The organism is Streptomyces sp. NPDC002698 (assembly GCF_042888945.1).
Classification (GTDB): domain Bacteria; phylum Actinomycetota; class Actinomycetes; order Streptomycetales; family Streptomycetaceae; genus Streptomyces.
In genome coordinates this window covers 45,040-60,294 of record NZ_JBIAQM010000018.1, presented here as the reverse complement: position 1 = coordinate 60,294, position 15,255 = coordinate 45,040, and the positions used below count along the sequence as shown (strand labels likewise).

Sequence of the window (15,255 nt, the reverse complement as noted above, 5' to 3'; positions counted from 1 at the left end):
ACGGGAAGCGCGCCGGGGGTGCTCCTGTCCATCGTGGGTGTGTGACAACGATCCAGGAAACAAGTACCCCCCGTGGGGCGGGCGGTCCGCCCGGGCACTGGCGCCGGATGCGGATCTGGGCCGGCGCCCATGCCGTCGACGACTTCTACCAGGGCCTCGTGCCCGCGGCGGTCCCGTACTTCGTGCTGCAGCGCGACTTCAGTTACGTGCAGGCTTCGGGGCTGGTACTCGCCGCGACGCTCGGCAGCGCGTTGCCGCAGGTGCCGATCGGACTGCTCGCCGACCGGTTCCGGCTGCGGTGGATGTCGCCGCTGGGGGTCGGCCTGGCGGGTATCGGGGCGGGCACGTCCGGACTGGTGCCCTCCTACCCGCTGGTGTTCGCCCTCCTGCTGATGGCGGGTGTCGGTGTCGCGATGTTCCATCCGCCCGCGGGGCGCGATGCGCGCCGTGCGGCCGGGGGCAGTGCCACCGCGATGAGCTACTTCGCCGCGGGCGGCAGCGTCGGGTTCTTCGTCGCCCCGGCGCTGGTCACACCGGCCCTGGGCAACCTAGGGATGGGCGCGACCGCGCTCTTCGTCCCGCCCGGCGTCCTCATGGGCTTCGTCCTGCTGCGCCACCACAACCGCACGTCGGATACGGCGGTCAGGAAGGTGCGGCGCCAGGGCGAGGACCGGCCGGGCCGGTTCGCGGCCCTGACCGCCGTCGAGATCGTGCGGTCCACCGTCTCGACCGGACTGAACACCTTCATCTCGCTGTACTGGATCCGCCACCTGGAGGCGAGCAGCGGCCTCGGCGGTCTCGCGCTGACGCTCGAACTCGGCGGCGGTGTGGCCGGCACGCTGCTCGGCGGGCGGCTGGCGGACCGCATCGGCATGGTGCGCACCGTGCGGATCGGCAACGCGGCCATGCTGCCCGCCCTGTGGCTCATGCTGATCTGCGACGACGAATACGTCGCGCTGCCACTCGCGCTGCTGGTCGGCCTGATCTCGAACATCCCGTTCGCCGTCCTCGTCAAGCTCGGCCAGGACTACCTGCCCAGCCGGCCCGGGACCGCTGCCGGCGTCACCCTCGGCCTCGCGATGAGCGCCGGCGGACTGGCCATGCCGCTGCTGGGCGTCATCGCGACCCACCACGGTCCCCGGGGCGCACTCGCGGTACTCGCCACCGTGCCGGTGCTCGCGATGCTGCTCTCCGCCTTCTTGCGCGAACCGGTCCAGGACGAGCCGGTGCCCGCCGAGGACCCACCCCTCACCGTCCCCTGACGTTCGGTCGGACGCACGCTGTCGCGCCCGGCCCGGTGCGCGGGCGGCCGTGTACCCGACGAGCCGCGCGGCCGGTTCGAGTGCCACCCGCCGTCATACCCGGGTGCCGGCGGGGAGGCGGGTGCGGAACGTGGTGCCGTCCGGGGTGTCGAGGACGGTGATCGTGCCGCCGTGCAGGGCGGCGATGTCCAGGGCGATGGGCAGGCCGAGACCGGTGCCGCCGTCGTCGCGGCTGCGGGCGTCGTCGAGGCGGGCGAACCGTTCGAAGATCTTCTCCTGGTCGGCGGGGGCGATCGGGGGGCCGTCGTTGGTGACGTCCAGGACGGCGTCGCCGGTCTCCGGGTCCGCCGACAGCCGCACCGTGACGGTGTGCCGGGCGTGGCGCTGGGCGTTGTCGAGGAGGTTGGTCAGCAGCCGGCCGATCCACAGGGCGTTGCCGGGAACGGTGACGTCGTCCGGGACGTGGAGCGTGACCGGGTGGGAGTCGGTGGAGCGAACCGCCACGGTGCCACGGGCGAGTTCGACGAGGTCGACGGGTTCGGTGGGCCGGCTCTGTCCGGTGGCGTCGAGGCGGGCGAGCAGCAGCAGGTCGGCGGAGAGCGCCTGGAGCCGCTCGGTGTCCTGGAGGGCGCCCGCCACCAGGGTGTCGCGCACTTCCGGATCGGGGTGGGTGAGGGCGACCTCCAACTGGGTGCGCAGTACCGCGAGGGGGCTGCGCAGTTCGTGCGAGGCGTCGGCGATGAACCGGCGCTGCCGCGTACCCGCGGCCTCCAGCCGTTCGAGCATGGCGTTCATGGTGTCGGCGAGGCGGGCGATCTCGTCGTCGCTGCGCGGGGCGGGGACCCGGCGGTCCAGGGCGCGGTCGCCGATGGCGGCGACCTCGGCGCGGATGGCCTCGACCGGCCGCAGCGCGCGGCCGGTCGTACGCCAGGTCAGGACACCGACGGTGGAGATCAGCAGGGCGCTGAGGGCGGCGAGGGCCGCCGCGGTGACGTCCTCGGCGGCGTCGGCGGTGCGCAGTGAGGCCCCGACGTGGATGGTGACCGGGCCGGTGGGGCTGGTGGTGGTGACCGTGGTGACGCGCTGGTGGTGTTCCTCGCCGAGGGCGTCGAGGTTGTACGTCCGGTGGCCGTTGTGGGTGCCGGTGGGTGTGAGGGCGGGGCGGCCGGTGAGGTTCTGGCTCTGCGCCACGACCTTTCCGTGAGCGTCGACGACCTGGATGAAGTCGGCTCCGGGGTCGAGCGCCACCGGTTGGGGCAGGCGTCCGGCCGCGGCGAGGCGGGCGACGTCCCGGGCCTGCGCGCGGCCCCCGGTCTCCACGGTGCGTTCGAGGTTGCCCCGCAGCAGCAGCAGGACGGCGGCCGACGTGGCGAGCAGGACGACGGCCACGCTCGCGCACGCGGCGAGGGTGGTGCGGGTACGGACCGAGCGCGGCGCCAGCCGACGGATCAGCGCGGCCGCACGGGGTCCTCCGGTGAGGCGGCGCAGCGCGGTACGGACCCGGTGGCGCGTCGCGGGCACGATCCCGGGACGCTTCGGTCTCCGCGTGGTCGGATCCGGCTCAGCCACCGTCGGCCGCCAGTCGGTATCCGGAGCCTCGGACGGTCTGTACCGCCGCCCGCCCGAACGGTGTGTCGATCTTGCGTCGCAGGGCGCTGACATGGACCTCGACGGTGTTGGGGTCGCTGTCGGCGCCGCTGTCCCAGACCTCGTCCAGGATCTCCCGCTTGGAGACGGCCTCCCCGGCCCGCCGGGCGAGGTGGTCAAGGACGGCGAACTCGCGCGGGGTGAGCGGGACGGACACGCCCGCGCGGGTGCAGGTGCGGGCGGCGGAGTCGACCACGAGGTCGCCCAGCACAGTGCGTCTCGGGGCCCGGGTGCCGATCCGGCGGGCAAGCGCCCGCAGGCGGGCGACGAGCACCACGAAGGAGAAGGGTTTGGACAGGTAGTCGTCGGCGCCGGTGTCCAGCGCCTCGGCCTCGTCCCACTCGCCGTCCTTGGCGGTGAGCATGAGGATGCCGACGTCGCTGCCGGTGGCCCGCAGCCGCTGGCACACCCGGTAGCCGTTGAGGCCGGGCAGCATGATGTCGAGCACGACCACGTCGTAGGCGCGCTCGGTGGCTTTGGTGAGACCGGTCAGGCCGTCGTGGGCGACGTCCACGCTGAAGCCCTCGGCCGTCAGGCCGTGCTGGAGCGCCAGGGCCAGCCGGCGCTCGTCTTCCACCACCAGTACACGCATGCCCCCAGGGTGGCAGGTCGCCGGACGGGGAAGGCACCAAGCTGAAGGCGCCTTCAGGTCTTCAGGAAGTCTTCAGCAGCCGCCAGCGATGCTGTGCCCGGACGACCGGGCACAGGGCCCGGACCTTTCCGGGAGATCGGGGTGGGCTCAGTGAGCGAATCCGTAGGTGCGCAGGAACCGCAGGAAACGCAGGAAACGCAGGAACAGCGGGACGAGGACGGTCCGGGTACGACGGGGACGAAGCCGGCCGGCAGACGCCTGCCGGGCGGCCGCGGGGCGCGCTGGGCCGTGGCCGGCGCGGCGGCCGCGGTGGTGATCGGCGGCGGCGTCGCCGCGGCGGCGATCCACCACCACGAGGAGGACGGCCGAGGGGAGCACAGGACAGTGCCCGCCGGCGCGCACGAGTGGCGTGGCGGGTTCGGGGCCGAGTCCGAAGGCCGTGACGGGCACGACGGCTCGAGGCAGCGCGAGGGCCGGATCCGGAACGGCGAGGACGGCCCCGAGCTGTCGCTCGGCGAGGCTCCGGCCCCGCTGCCCTCGCTCTCCGCGGCGGACGCCGTGGACAAGGCCGCCTCCGCGGTCAAGGACGGCAAGGTCGAGTCGTTGGCGCCGGTCACGGAGCAGGGCGGCGGCCGGGCCTGGCGGATCGTGGTCGTCGGCCCCGATGGGGTACGGCACGTGGTGACCGTCGACGGCACCGGCGGCACGGTGACCGGCAACACCGTCCTGGGCGGCTGAACCGGATGACCCGAGCGGCGCGGCCCCGGCCGCGCCGCACAGGAACGACGGGGACCTCGGTCCGAGGGAGTCAGGGCCTGCCGTGGGCCGCGTCGACGGGCTGCGCGGAGAGGCCGGACGCCCGGGCGACGGGCGGTGCGCCTACGCGGCCCCGACCCACCCGGTGACGGTCCGGCGGGTCACGACTCCAGCGTCACCCACGCGCCCGACGCCGCCGAGCGCGCCATCGCGTCCAGCACCGTCGCGCTGCGGACCGCGTCGACCAGCGTGGCACCGTACGGTCTGCTGTCGGCGATGGAGCGTAGGAAGGTGTGCGCCTCGATGACCTTGAGGTCGTCGTAGCCCATGCTGTTCGCCGCGCCCGGCTGGAAGGCGGCGTAGTCACCGGCTTCCGGACCGACGTACACGGTGCTGACCGGCTGGTCCTGGTACGTCGTGCCCCGGCTGACGCCGAGCTCGCCCATCCGGCGGAAGTCCCAGGACACCGCGCCCTTGGTGCCGTGGATCTCGAACCCGTAGCTGTTCTGCTCGCCCACCGAGACCCGGCACGCCTCCAGGACGCCGCGCGCGCCGGAGACGAAGCGCAGCAGGCAGTTGACGTAGTCCTCGTTCTCCACGGGCGCAGGTTCGCCGCCCGCGGCGCGCGCGTGCCCCGCGGTCGCCCCGGCCGGCCGGGCCCGCACCGGCACGAAGACCGCCGTGTCCGCCGCCAGCGCCTCGATCTCGCCCAGCAGGAAACGTGCCAGGTCGACGCCGTGCGAGGCCAGATCGCCGAGGACACCACTGCCGCCGCGCTCCCGCTCGTAGCGCCAGGTCAGCGCTCCCTCCGGATGGGCCGCGTAGTCGCTGAAGAGACGGATGCGCACGTGGGTCACGTCCCCGATGCCGCCGGAGGCGATCAGCTCGCGGGCCGCCACGACCGCGGGGGCGCCCCGGTAGTTGAAGCCGACCGTGCCCCGGACCCCGGCTTCGGCCACCGCGCCCGACACCGCCCGGGCGTCGGCGGCGGTCAGCCCCACCGGCTTCTCGATCCAGATGTGCTTGCCGGCCTCGGCCATGGCCACACCGATCTCACGGTGAAGGAAGTTCGGCGCGGTGATGCTCACGGCCTCCACGCGCGGATCGGCGGCGATCTCCCGCCAGTCACGTACGGCGCCGGCGAAGCCGTACCGCGCGGCGGCCTCCTCGGCACGGCCGGGCACCTCGTCGGCGACGGCGATCGGTTCGGGACGCAGGGCGAGCCTCGGGAAGTGGTGGAGTACGCGGGCGTACGCCCGCGTGTGCACCCGTCCCATCCAGCCGAACCCCACGACAGCGACACCGAGCGCACGCACCACGATCGCCCTCCTTCGAACCGTCCCGTACCGGACTCATCCCGTACCGGACTCATCCCGTACCGGACTCATCCCGTACCGGAACCATCGCGCACCGGACCCGTCGCGCACCGGACCGGGCCCATCCGTACCGATCCAGACCTACCCGCGCCCATTCGGACCCACCCACACCGAACGAGACCGAACAGGATCGAATGAGTATGAACCAGGCTGAATCGGACCGACCGGAACGAGATCGAACCGGTCCGGTCCGGTCCGGTCCGGCCCGCGATCGGGCTGGTGCGATGAGGCCCCGCTCAGCCCGCGACCGACGCCCGCTGTTCCAGAACCCGCAGGGCCCGCTCCGCCCACTCGATGATCGCCTGCTCGAAGGCGCGTCCCCCCAGGAGGGTGAGATACGGGCCGACGCGCTCCGCCCCGGCGAGGTACTCGTCCTCGGTGCGCCCGTCGAGCAGGCGTGCGCCGATCCGCTCGTAGTGCGCCAGCTTGGCGCGTGACCACTCAAGCCGCTCGGCGATCGCCACCCGGACGGCGTCGGCGTCCCCCATGTCGAGCGCGTACACCTTCACCATCAGCTCGTCGCGGATCGCGGTGGGTTTCGCGGGCCCGGAGGTGAAGGAGGCCAGTGCTTCGAGCCCCGCCCCGGTCAGCGAGAAGACCCGCTTGTTGGGCCGCCGTTCCTGCTGCACGAGCCGGGCCTCGATGAGCCCCTCGGACTCCATCCGGTCGAGTTCCCGGTACAGCTGCTGCGGGGTCGCCATCCAGAAGTTGGCCACCGAGGCGTCGAACCCCTTGGCCAGGTCGTAGCCCGACGCCTCGCCCTCCAGGAGCGAGGCCAGTACCGCGTTGCGCAATGCCATCCCGCAAGGCTAGACGGCCTCCGCCCACAGGACTAATCTTATCCGCACCTAATCAATTAATTGAGTAAGAGAGGCGGTCGCAATGAACTCCTTCCGCAAGGCCGTGGAAGCCGGAGACCTCGACGCGGTCGAGGAGCTGCTGGCCGACGACGTCGTGTTCACCAGCCCCGTCGCCTTCAAGCCGTACCCGGGCAAGCCGATCACCGCCGCCATCCTGCGCGGCGTCTGGCGCGTCTTCAGCGACTTCCGCTACGTCCGTGAGATCGCCGGGGCCGACGGCCGTGACCATGCGCTGGTCTTCACGGCCAAGGTCGGCGACAAGGAGATCAACGGCTGCGACTTCCTGCACTTCGACGAGGACGGACGCATCGACGAACTCATGGTGATGGTCCGCCCGTTGTCGGCGGCGCAGGCGCTCTCCGAGGCGATGGGGGCGCAGTTCGAGCAGATCTCCCGGGAGGCGGCCGGAGCGTGAGGGTCCGGATTCGCGCTGTTTGAACCGACTCCCTCCGGCTACCCGGCTGTTGTGACGACGACGACTTCACAGCAGGAGCTCTTCCGGTTCCTGGAGGACCGCTTCGAGTGCGCCCGTGCCTGTGCGGAATGCGCCAGGACCTCCGCGCTGCGCGCGAGTCTCATGGATCCCGACGGGCCGAAGAGGCAGGAGACCGCGCGGCGTTCGGGCATTCTGTGCGCGGAGGTGTGCGAGGCGACCTGCCATGTGCTGTCCCGCCACCCGGGTCGGAACGAGCGGGACGTCCGCGCTCAGCTGGAGTGGTGCAGGGACGTATGCCTGGAGTGCGCCGAGGCCTTCGACGCATGCCCAGGGTCGGAGGCCGCCGCGCGGAAATGCCGTGAATGCGCCCGGTCGTGCACGGACTTCATCGCCACGCTGCGCTGAGTCCGTACGCCGCCCGGGTCAGGCCCGCCCGTCGAGCGGGCGTCCGGCGCGGAGGTTCCAGCGCCCCGCGCGCCCGCTCAACTCCGTGACGGTGAGCGGCGGTACGTCCACGCGCCAGAACGCCGGCTCGGGTGCCCCCAGCGTCCGTACCACCAGGGCCCGTACGACCTCGGGCTCCACCACGGCGACGGTTCGGCCGTCGAGGCCCGCCGCCGCGTCGAGGCGTTCCGCCACCCGGTCGCAGAACGCCCGCACCGACTCGCCGTCGTGCGGCGCCGACGCGGGATCGGCGAGCCAGCGCGCCACCGCCTCCGGCTCCTTCGCGCTCACCTCGGCCAGCGTCGCCCCGCGCCAGCGGCCCACGTCGAGAGGGGCCAACTCCGCTGCCTCGACGGCGCCTTCGAGTCCGAGTGCCTCAGCGGTCTGCCGGCACCGCACGGTGGGGGAGACCCACAGCCGCCCGCCCGCCGGAACGGCACCCGCGTCGGCCGCCGACCGGGCGGCCCGCAGGCCCGACGCGTCCACCGGACTGCCACCGTCGTCGAAGCGGGCCTCGCGCAGCGCCTCGCCGATCGCCGCGGAGATCAAGAACACTCGGCTGGTCATGCCATCGCTCTCATGTGTCGTGGACCCGGCTCGTGCTGTACGGGTCGAGTTCTCTTGCTGTACGGGTCGAGTTCGCGCTGTACGGGCCCGGCTCGTACGGCGTGGACCGTGACCGGAGCCGAACCCCTCGGCCCGGTAGGGTGGTTGCCGCCCTGCCGGCCATGCTCCACGAGTGGTGGGGCGCACAGTGCGCGGGGGTGTGCGCTCTTGGCCGGGATACGGCTTCGCGGTACGGTCACGTGGATATCGACGACGGTTCGGCGGAAGCCCGGTGGAAATCCGGCACGGTCGCGCCACTGTGAGCCCGGTACACGTCACCCCTGCCAGGGGTGACGGACACGGGCAAGTCAGACCCGTGACTGTCGTCCTGTGCACCACCGAGACGGGACGCGAGTTCCCCAGGAGGTTCTGCCCCATGGCGCAGTCCGTCGTTCAGCCGACCGCCACCCCCACCGTCGTTCCCGCCAAGCTGCCGATCGGCGCGATCGCCCCCTGGGCGGCCTTCTTCGGCATCCTGATGCTGGTCCTGCTCTACTTCGTCGGCGCCGAACAGGGCGCCACCTCCCTCGTCTCCGGCGAGAACGTCCACGAGTGGGTCCACGACGCCCGCCACCTGCTCGGTTTCCCCTGCCACTGACGGCGACGGGGAACGTACGAGCCACGATATTCCGCGACGGCCGGGGAATCCGGCCCGCACGAGGGGGCGGTGCCCGGACGACCGGGCACCGCCCCCTCGCATGCGTCGCACCACCCCTCGCCCGCGCCGCGGCTCCGGCATCCGTCTCGCCGGTGTCATCGGCATTCCCAATTTCTGAAACACGTTCTACGGTGTGCGCCGTCAGGTCGGGCCCGGGGAGGCAGGAGGCGCCGTGCATCTCGAATACACGCCGGAGCAGCAGCGGTTGCGGACCGAACTACGTCTCTACTTCGCCGAGTTGGTACCGGACAACGCCTACGCGCGCTACGGCGACCCGGCGGCGCAGAAGCGCTTCTACCGCGAGACGATCCGACGCCTCGGCACGGACGGCTGGCTCGGGGTCGGCTGGCCCGAGGAGTACGGCGGGCGGGGCCTGAGCCCGATGGAACAGTTCATCTTCTTCGACGAGGCGGCCCAGGCGGGAGTACCGCTGCCGCTGATGGCGCTCAACACCGTCGGACCGACGATCATGCGGTTCGGCACGGAGGAGCAGAAGTCGTACTTCCTGCCGAAGATCCTCTCCGGCGAACTCGACTTCGCGATCGGCTACAGCGAGCCCGGCGCCGGGACGGACCTCGCCGCGCTCCGGACCAAGGCCGTGCGGGAGGGCGACGAGGAGACCGGCCACTACACGGTCGACGGCCAGAAGATCTGGACGACCAACGGCGACACGGCCGACTGGGTGTGGCTCGCGGTCCGCACCGATCCGGACGCCCCGCCCCACAAGGGCATCACCATGCTCCTCGTGCCGACCTCCGACCCCGGCTACTCCTGCACCATCATCAACACGCTCGCCTCGCACGACACCACCGCCAGCTACTACGAGAACATCCGGGTCCCCGCCACACGCCGGGTCGGCGAGGAGAACAAGGGCTGGCGGCTGATCACCAACCAGCTCAACCACGAGCGCGTCACCCTCGCCGCGCACGGCACCATGGCCATCCGCGCCCTGCACGACGTCCAGCGCTGGGCGATGGAGACCAAACTCGCCGACGGCCGCCGCGTCGTCGACCTGCCCTGGGTGCGCCGCCTCCTGGCCCGTACGCACACCAGGCTGGACGCCATGAAACTCCTCAACTGGCGGATGGTGAACGCCGTCCAGGAGGGCACGCTCACCCCGCAGGACGCCTCCGCCGTCAAGGTGTACGGCTCCGAGGCGCGCCGGGACGCGTACGCCTGGCTGATGGAGATCGTCGCGGCCCCCGGTGTCCTCAAGGAGGGCTCCGCCGGGGCCGTCCTGCACGGCGAACTCGAACGCGGCTACCGATCGGCCGTGATCTTCACCTTCGGCGGCGGCAACAACGAGATCCAGCGGGAGATCATCTCGTGGATCGGACTGGGGATGCCACGGGTGCGGCGCTAGCGTGATGTGACGAAGCTTTTTAGTTGGCACAAAAGCGGGATAGTTGGCACCGTACACAGGGCGCGGACCTGAGGGTAGCGGGCCCGGCTTGCAGCCTGTCCGAGGCGGCTGACCTGTTGCTTCCTCAGGGCTGTTGAGGTTCCGGCGTGCTGCGCGTTCGTGCCAACTACTCAATGATTGTGCGTACGGAGACGCCGAGGTGCAGATTCTGGTCGCAGGGAGTCCCGAACCGTGTCGAGTCTCAGACGTCCGCGCCGACAGAGCTGCACGCCCTAAGCCAGGAGACGACGCAGCGCGCGTCAGCAGACAGCGGTGGTGCTGTCCACGCGGAGGGGAGCATTCGTGCGGGTGGTGATGTCCTCGATCGTGACGCCGGGAGCGGTTTCGACGAGGACGAGGCCGTCCGGGGTGATGTCGAGGACTCCGAGGTCGGTGATCACACGGTGCACGCACTGTTCTCCCGTGAGCGGGAGGGTGCATTCCTTGAGGATCTTGGGGCTGCCGTCCTTGGCGGTGTGTTCCATGAGGACGATGACCCGGCGGGCGCCGTGGACGAGGTCCATGGCTCCGCCCATGCCTTTGACCATCTTGCCGGGGATCATCCAGTTGGCGAGGTCGCCCCGCGCCGAGATCTGCATGGCACCCAGCACGGCTGTGTCGATGTGGCCGCCTCGGATCATGCCGAAGGAGAGGGCGGAGTCGAAGAAGCTCGCGCCGGGCAGGACGGTGACGGTCTCCTTGCCCGCGTTGATGAGGTCGGGATCGACCTCCGTTTCCGTGGGGTAGGGGCCCGTACCGAGGATGCCGTTCTCCGAGTGCAGGACCACATGCACGCCGGCCGGCAGGTGACCGGGGATCAGCGTCGGCAGGCCGATGCCCAGGTTGACGTAGGAGCCGTCGGTGAGTTCGGCGGCGGCGCGGGCGGCCATCTGGTCGCGGGTCCAGGCCATCAGGAACGTACCGTCCTCTTCTCGATCTTCTTGTCGGCGGCTTCCGCGGCGGTGAGCGCCACGATCCGCTGGACGTAGACGCCGGGCAGGTGGATTTCGTCGGGGCGCAGCTCGCCCGGCTCGGCGAGTTCCTCGACCTCGGCGATCGTGATGCGGCCGGCCATCGCGGCCAGCGGGTTGAAGTTGGCTCCGGCTTTCCGGAAGACGAGATTGCCGTGACGGTCACCGCGCCAGGCCCGTACGAGAGCGAAGTCGGTGATGATGCTGTGTTCCAGGACGTGTGTGCGGCCCCCGAAGTCCCGGGTTTCCTTGGGCGGGGAGGCCACGGCGACCGAGCCATCGGGCCCATACCGCCAGGGCAGTCCGCCCTGGGCGACCTGCGTACCGACGCCTGCTGGGGTGTAGAAGGCCGGAATACCGGCGCCGCCGGCCCGCAGGCGCTCGGCCAGAGTGCCCTGTGGCACCAGTTCGACCTCGAGCTCTCCGGACAGGTATTGCCGGGCGAACTCCTTGTTCTCGCCAACGTAAGAGCCGGTGACCCGGCTGATGCGGCTCGCGGCGAGGAGGATGCCGAGGCCGCGGTCGTCGACGCCACAGTTGTTCGAGATGACCTTCAGGTCGCTGGCGCCGTGTATGTACAGGGCGCGGATGAGGACATCGGGTACGCCGCTGAGGCCGAAGCCGCCGACGGCAATCGAGGCGCCGTCGGGGACGTCGGCGACCGCTTCGGTGGCGCTCGCTCGGACCTTGTTCATGCTGAGGGAGTCCCTTCTGGGCTCGCGCCGGGCAGGACGGCGGACCAGCCACCGTCGATGACGAGGTTGGCCCCCGTGATGTAGGCGGCTTCGTCGGAGGCGAGGAAGACGGCGGCGTTGACGACGTCGTCGGGACGTCCGACGCGGCCGAGCGGGATGTGGCGGGCGATGGCGCGCATCGGGTGGTCGTCGGCGAGGAGGGTGGCGCGGGAACCGGCGGTGTCGATCACGCCGGAGCTGACACAGTTGGCGCGGATTCCGTGCGGAGCGCCTTCGGCGGCGAGTTGGCGGGTCAGCGCGATGACGGCCCCTTTGGAAGCGGAGTGCGCGGTTCGCTGGTTGGTGAGTGAGCCGGTGAGTCCCGCGGTGGAGCCGACGGTGAGAATGCAGCCGTGGCTGCGCCGCAGGTGCGGCCAGGCAGCTTGGACGGTCAACCACACCGAGTCCAGTTCGGCTCGCATGGTGAAGGCGAAGTCCTGGTAGGGCTGGCTGTCGACCGGTCCGAAGCGGACGGCGCCTGCGTTGGCGTAGACGATGTCGATGCCGCCGAATGCGTCCACGGCTTCGTGGACCCAGGACGAGACGGACTGCTCGTCGGTGACGTCCAAGGGGCCGGTGGCCAGGGCGGTCCCGCCTTCGCGGGCGATGAGCTGCCGTGTCTCGAGTGCCTGCTCGTGCAGCAGGTCGCCTCCCACGACGAGCGCGCCCTCGGCCGCGAAACGCAGTGCTGCGGCCCGGCCCTGACCGCTGCCGGTCCCGGAGATCAAGGCCACCTTGCCGTCAAGCCGCTTCACGCGTCGGCCTCCCCACGGAGTGCGTCCGACACGGACTTCACGCCGCCGTGCGCGGTCAGGCCGCCATCGACGGCGATCTCCGTGCCGGTGATGAAGGACGATTCGTTCGACAGGAGGAACACGACCAGCGGGGCCACCTCGGCTGCGGTGCCGGTGCGCCCGAGTGGGGTCTCGCGGATATTGGCGGCGCGGAAGGCCGGTGCGGCGGAGGCGGTCATCTCGGTCTCGATGTAGCCGGGGTGGATCGTGTTGACGCGGATGCCGCGTGGGCCGAGTTCCGTGGCCGCGGTCTTCGACAGGCCGCGCAGGGCCCATTTGCTGGTCGTGTAGGCGACCGGGTAATGAGCGGTGAGAGCCGCCGAGGATCCGACGTTCACGATGGATGCGCCGGGCGGCATGAGCGGGGCGAGGTGCTGGATGCCGAGCAGCGGGCCGGTCACGTTGACCGCGTGGACCCGTGCCAGGTCGTCTGGGCGCACGTCGCCGATGCGGGCGCGCCAGGTGATGCCGGCGTTGTTCACCAGGCCGTGTACCTGCCCGTACGCCTCCTCGAGCTCGGCGGCCAGTTCCGCCCAGTCCTTCTCGTTGGTGACATCGAGGCGACGACAGCCCTCGGCGGATGCGACGTCGGTGGCGATGACGCGGGCGCCCTCCCGCACCAGTGCCTCGGCCTCGGCGGCTCCCTGGCCGCGGGCCGCTCCGGTGACCACGACGACCTTGCCGAGCAGCCTTTTGGGGTGCAGGTCGCTCACGGCCTCTCCCGGGAGCGGTGTCGGCCGAAGGGAAGGGCGATGAGTTCAGGGCCGGGGGCGACGGTGTTGGACACGGTGCCGATGCCCTCGACCGTGAGCGTGACGGTGTCGCCCGGCTTGAGCGGGGGCGGGGTCTGTTCTCCGCGTAGGCCCCACAGTTCGGCGAGGCAGCCGCCGTTTCCGCAGGTGCCGGATCCGAGTACGTCGCCCGGGACGACCCGGGTGCCGCGGGAGGCGTAAGCGACCATTTCCTCGAACGTCCAGCTCATGTTGGACAGCAGATCCCTGCCGACGACCTCGCCGTTGACCTCAGCGGTGAGAGCCAGCCTCAGGAAGCCCTCCTCGTCCCGATACCGCTCGAGCTCGTCGGCGGTGACCAGGTACGGGCCGAGGGTGGTGGCGGTGTCCTTGCCCTTGCACGGGCCGAGTCCCACCTTCATCTCGGCCGACTGCAGGTCCCGTGCGGACCAGTCGTTGAAGACCGTGTAACCGATGATGTGATCGCGTGCCCGGTCGGGTGTGAGGTCGCGGCCCTGGCGGCCGATGACCGCGGCGACCTCCAGTTCGAAGTCGAGGACCGCGGAGCCCGGCGGCATCGGAATGTCGTCGCCGGACGCGTAGATGGCGTGCGGGTTGGTGAAGTAGAAGGTGGGCGCGGCGTACCACTGTTCGGGCACGCCGCCTGTTCCCTCCACCGAGCGGCGTACGCCCTCGACATGTTCCTCGAACGTGACGAAGTCCCGTACGGAGGCGGGCCGAAGCGGTGGCAACAGGCGTACCTGGGAGACGTGCGGGCCGGCCGGGACGTCGAGGGTGGCGGCACCGAGATCGAGGAGCGCCGGGAGACCGTCCCCGGCGCTGATGATCTCGGTCAACGAACGGACGCCGGGCACGGGATAGAGCACGCCGTCGTCGTCGAGGACGGCAACGCGGGGCTGATGCCGGTGTTCGTAGGAGGCGAAGCGCATGAGCAGCTCCTGGCTGGGCTGGGCCCGAGGCGCGGCGCCGTGTGTCAGGGCAGGTGACAGGCTGCCGCGCCCCGGGAGTTCGGAGAGGGATCAGACCGGCGGGGCGACGAAGCAGCCGCGGTCGGGGTCGTTGAAGGACTCCTTGGCGACCAGTTCGTTCATCGGGTTGGCGGTGCCCCACTGGTCGGTGACCTCGGGCTGGGAGAAGTCGTAGACGTGTGGATGCCAGGTGTCCTCGTCCAGGCATTCCAGCTCGGTCGTGTACTCGACGGTGTTGCCGTGCGGGTCGAGGAAGTACGTGAAGGTGTTGTCGCCGGCCATGTGGCGGCCGGGGCCCCAGATCTTCTTGAACCCGGCGCGGATCACCCGGCCGGAGCCGCGCATGTACTCGTCGATGCCACGCATCTCGAACGAGACGTGGTGCAGAGAAGCGTGCGGTCCCTTCGCCAGCGCCATCGAATGGTGCTGGTTGGAGATCCGCATGAAGTGCATGACCTCGCCCATGTGCGGCGAGCTGAGTGAATCGGAGAGCCGGAAGCCGAGGTGCTGCTCGTACCACTCCCTCGTGCGTTCCAGATCCGGGGAGTTGAGCACGACGTGGGACAGCTTGACCGGGATCGACTCCTTCTCCTCGATCCTGCGGTGCTGCCGTACCGCCACGTCGGCCGAGACCTCGATGGTCCGGCCGTCCACGTCGAAGAAGCGGAAGCCGTAACCGCCGCCGGGCGTGTCCACCTTGCCCGGCTGCGTGATCAACTGCACGCCACCGGACAGGAGCTGCTCGGCGAGAGTGTCCACGTCAGCCGATGTGGCGGCGCCGTAGGAGACGAGGTCGAGGCGCTTCTCCTCGGCCTTGCGCAGCCTGATGACGTACTGCTCGGGGGAGCCCTCGGCGGCGAGGAAGGAGATCCCGGAGTCCTCGGCGACCTTGGTCAGGCCCCAGACACCCGCGTAGAAGTCGAGCTGCTTGTCGTAGTCGGGCACGGCCAGGTCGACGTGCCGCAGATGGGTGAGCAGTCGTGCGCTCATGAGGGTT

17 protein-coding genes and 1 riboswitch are annotated in these 15,255 nt (G+C 70.9%); of the genes, 6 read left to right on the top strand and 11 right to left on the bottom strand.

Annotation, left to right across the window (positions count from 1 at the left end; all coding sequences use genetic code 11):
- Positions 1 to 107: 107 nt before the first annotated feature.
- A complete protein-coding gene (locus ACFYW9_RS24410) occupies positions 108 to 1,262 on the top strand; it encodes an MFS transporter (RefSeq protein ID WP_389154299.1) in 1,155 nt (384 codons plus the stop codon).
- A gap of 93 nt (positions 1,263 to 1,355) precedes the next feature.
- Here ACFYW9_RS24410 and ACFYW9_RS24405 read toward each other — a convergent pair whose 3' ends face one another.
- Together ACFYW9_RS24405 and ACFYW9_RS24400 are read right to left on the bottom strand one after the other, a co-directional pair.
- A complete protein-coding gene (locus ACFYW9_RS24405) occupies positions 1,356 to 2,783 on the bottom strand; it encodes an ATP-binding protein (protein WP_389154073.1) in 1,428 nt (475 codons plus the stop codon).
- 40 nt (positions 2,784 to 2,823) lie between these two features.
- The gene (locus ACFYW9_RS24400) at positions 2,824 to 3,501 is read right to left on the bottom strand and encodes a response regulator transcription factor (RefSeq protein ID WP_389154070.1); all 678 of its coding nucleotides are present in this window, start codon (positions 3,499 to 3,501) and stop codon (positions 2,824 to 2,826) included.
- 150 nt (positions 3,502 to 3,651) lie between these two features.
- Here ACFYW9_RS24400 and ACFYW9_RS24395 point away from each other — a divergent pair, with 150 nt between their 5' ends.
- Positions 3,652 to 4,239, top strand: a complete 588-nt coding sequence (locus ACFYW9_RS24395; protein ID WP_389154067.1) for a hypothetical protein — start codon at positions 3,652 to 3,654, stop codon at positions 4,237 to 4,239.
- Between the two features lie 179 nt (positions 4,240 to 4,418).
- Here the strand turns inward: ACFYW9_RS24395 and ACFYW9_RS24390 are convergent, their stop codons facing one another.
- A complete protein-coding gene (locus tag ACFYW9_RS24390; protein WP_389154064.1) occupies positions 4,419 to 5,576 on the bottom strand; it encodes a Gfo/Idh/MocA family protein in 1,158 nt (385 codons plus the stop codon).
- A gap of 293 nt (positions 5,577 to 5,869) precedes the next feature.
- A complete protein-coding gene (locus ACFYW9_RS24385; protein WP_389154061.1) occupies positions 5,870 to 6,433 on the bottom strand; it encodes a PadR family transcriptional regulator in 564 nt (187 codons plus the stop codon).
- An 82-nt stretch (positions 6,434 to 6,515) separates the two neighbouring features.
- Here ACFYW9_RS24385 and ACFYW9_RS24380 point away from each other — a divergent pair, with 82 nt between their 5' ends.
- A complete protein-coding gene (locus ACFYW9_RS24380) occupies positions 6,516 to 6,908 on the top strand; it encodes a nuclear transport factor 2 family protein (protein WP_151468855.1) in 393 nt (130 codons plus the stop codon).
- Between the two features lie 51 nt (positions 6,909 to 6,959).
- Complete coding sequence (locus ACFYW9_RS24375; RefSeq protein ID WP_351865415.1) at positions 6,960 to 7,334, top strand: ferredoxin; 375 nt, start codon at positions 6,960 to 6,962, stop codon at positions 7,332 to 7,334.
- 18 nt (positions 7,335 to 7,352) lie between these two features.
- Here ACFYW9_RS24375 and ACFYW9_RS24370 read toward each other — a convergent pair whose 3' ends face one another.
- Entirely contained in the window at positions 7,353 to 7,940 is a 588-nt protein-coding gene (locus tag ACFYW9_RS24370; protein ID WP_389154056.1) for a histidine phosphatase family protein, read from the bottom strand.
- Positions 7,941 to 8,156: 216 nt separating this feature from the next.
- Positions 8,157 to 8,318: riboswitch (cobalamin riboswitch) on the top strand.
- 37 nt (positions 8,319 to 8,355) lie between these two features.
- Here ACFYW9_RS24370 and ACFYW9_RS24365 point away from each other — a divergent pair.
- On the top strand, positions 8,356 to 8,577 hold the full coding sequence (locus ACFYW9_RS24365; RefSeq protein WP_351865410.1) for a CbtB-domain containing protein: 222 nt from the start codon (positions 8,356 to 8,358) through the stop codon (positions 8,575 to 8,577).
- Positions 8,578 to 8,809: 232 nt separating this feature from the next.
- Positions 8,810 to 10,000 (top strand): acyl-CoA dehydrogenase family protein, encoded by a 1,191-nt coding sequence (locus ACFYW9_RS24360; RefSeq protein WP_389154052.1) that lies wholly within the window; start codon positions 8,810 to 8,812, stop codon positions 9,998 to 10,000.
- A 299-nt stretch (positions 10,001 to 10,299) separates the two neighbouring features.
- Here ACFYW9_RS24360 and ACFYW9_RS24355 read toward each other — a convergent pair whose 3' ends face one another.
- The 6 genes from ACFYW9_RS24355 to ACFYW9_RS24330 form a co-directional block, all read right to left on the bottom strand.
- Complete coding sequence (locus ACFYW9_RS24355; protein ID WP_389154049.1) at positions 10,300 to 10,950, bottom strand: CoA transferase subunit B; 651 nt, start codon at positions 10,948 to 10,950, stop codon at positions 10,300 to 10,302.
- Complete coding sequence (locus ACFYW9_RS24350; protein ID WP_389154046.1) at positions 10,950 to 11,705, bottom strand: CoA transferase subunit A; 756 nt, start codon at positions 11,703 to 11,705, stop codon at positions 10,950 to 10,952. Before ACFYW9_RS24350 ends, ACFYW9_RS24355 begins: the two co-directional genes overlap by 1 nt.
- Positions 11,702 to 12,499: an SDR family NAD(P)-dependent oxidoreductase gene (locus ACFYW9_RS24345; protein WP_389154043.1), complete on the bottom strand. Its 798-nt coding sequence runs from the start codon at positions 12,497 to 12,499 to the stop codon at positions 11,702 to 11,704. The genes ACFYW9_RS24350 and ACFYW9_RS24345 overlap by 4 nt, the downstream gene beginning before the upstream one ends.
- Complete coding sequence (locus ACFYW9_RS24340) at positions 12,496 to 13,251, bottom strand: SDR family NAD(P)-dependent oxidoreductase (protein WP_389154040.1); 756 nt, start codon at positions 13,249 to 13,251, stop codon at positions 12,496 to 12,498. Before ACFYW9_RS24340 ends, ACFYW9_RS24345 begins: the two co-directional genes overlap by 4 nt.
- Positions 13,248 to 14,219: a fumarylacetoacetate hydrolase family protein gene (locus tag ACFYW9_RS24335; RefSeq protein WP_389154037.1), complete on the bottom strand. Its 972-nt coding sequence runs from the start codon at positions 14,217 to 14,219 to the stop codon at positions 13,248 to 13,250. Before ACFYW9_RS24335 ends, ACFYW9_RS24340 begins: the two co-directional genes overlap by 4 nt.
- Positions 14,220 to 14,309: 90 nt before the next feature.
- Positions 14,310 to 15,248 (bottom strand): VOC family protein, encoded by a 939-nt coding sequence (locus tag ACFYW9_RS24330; protein ID WP_389154034.1) that lies wholly within the window; start codon positions 15,246 to 15,248, stop codon positions 14,310 to 14,312.
- Between the last annotated feature and the right edge of the window lie 7 nt (positions 15,249 to 15,255).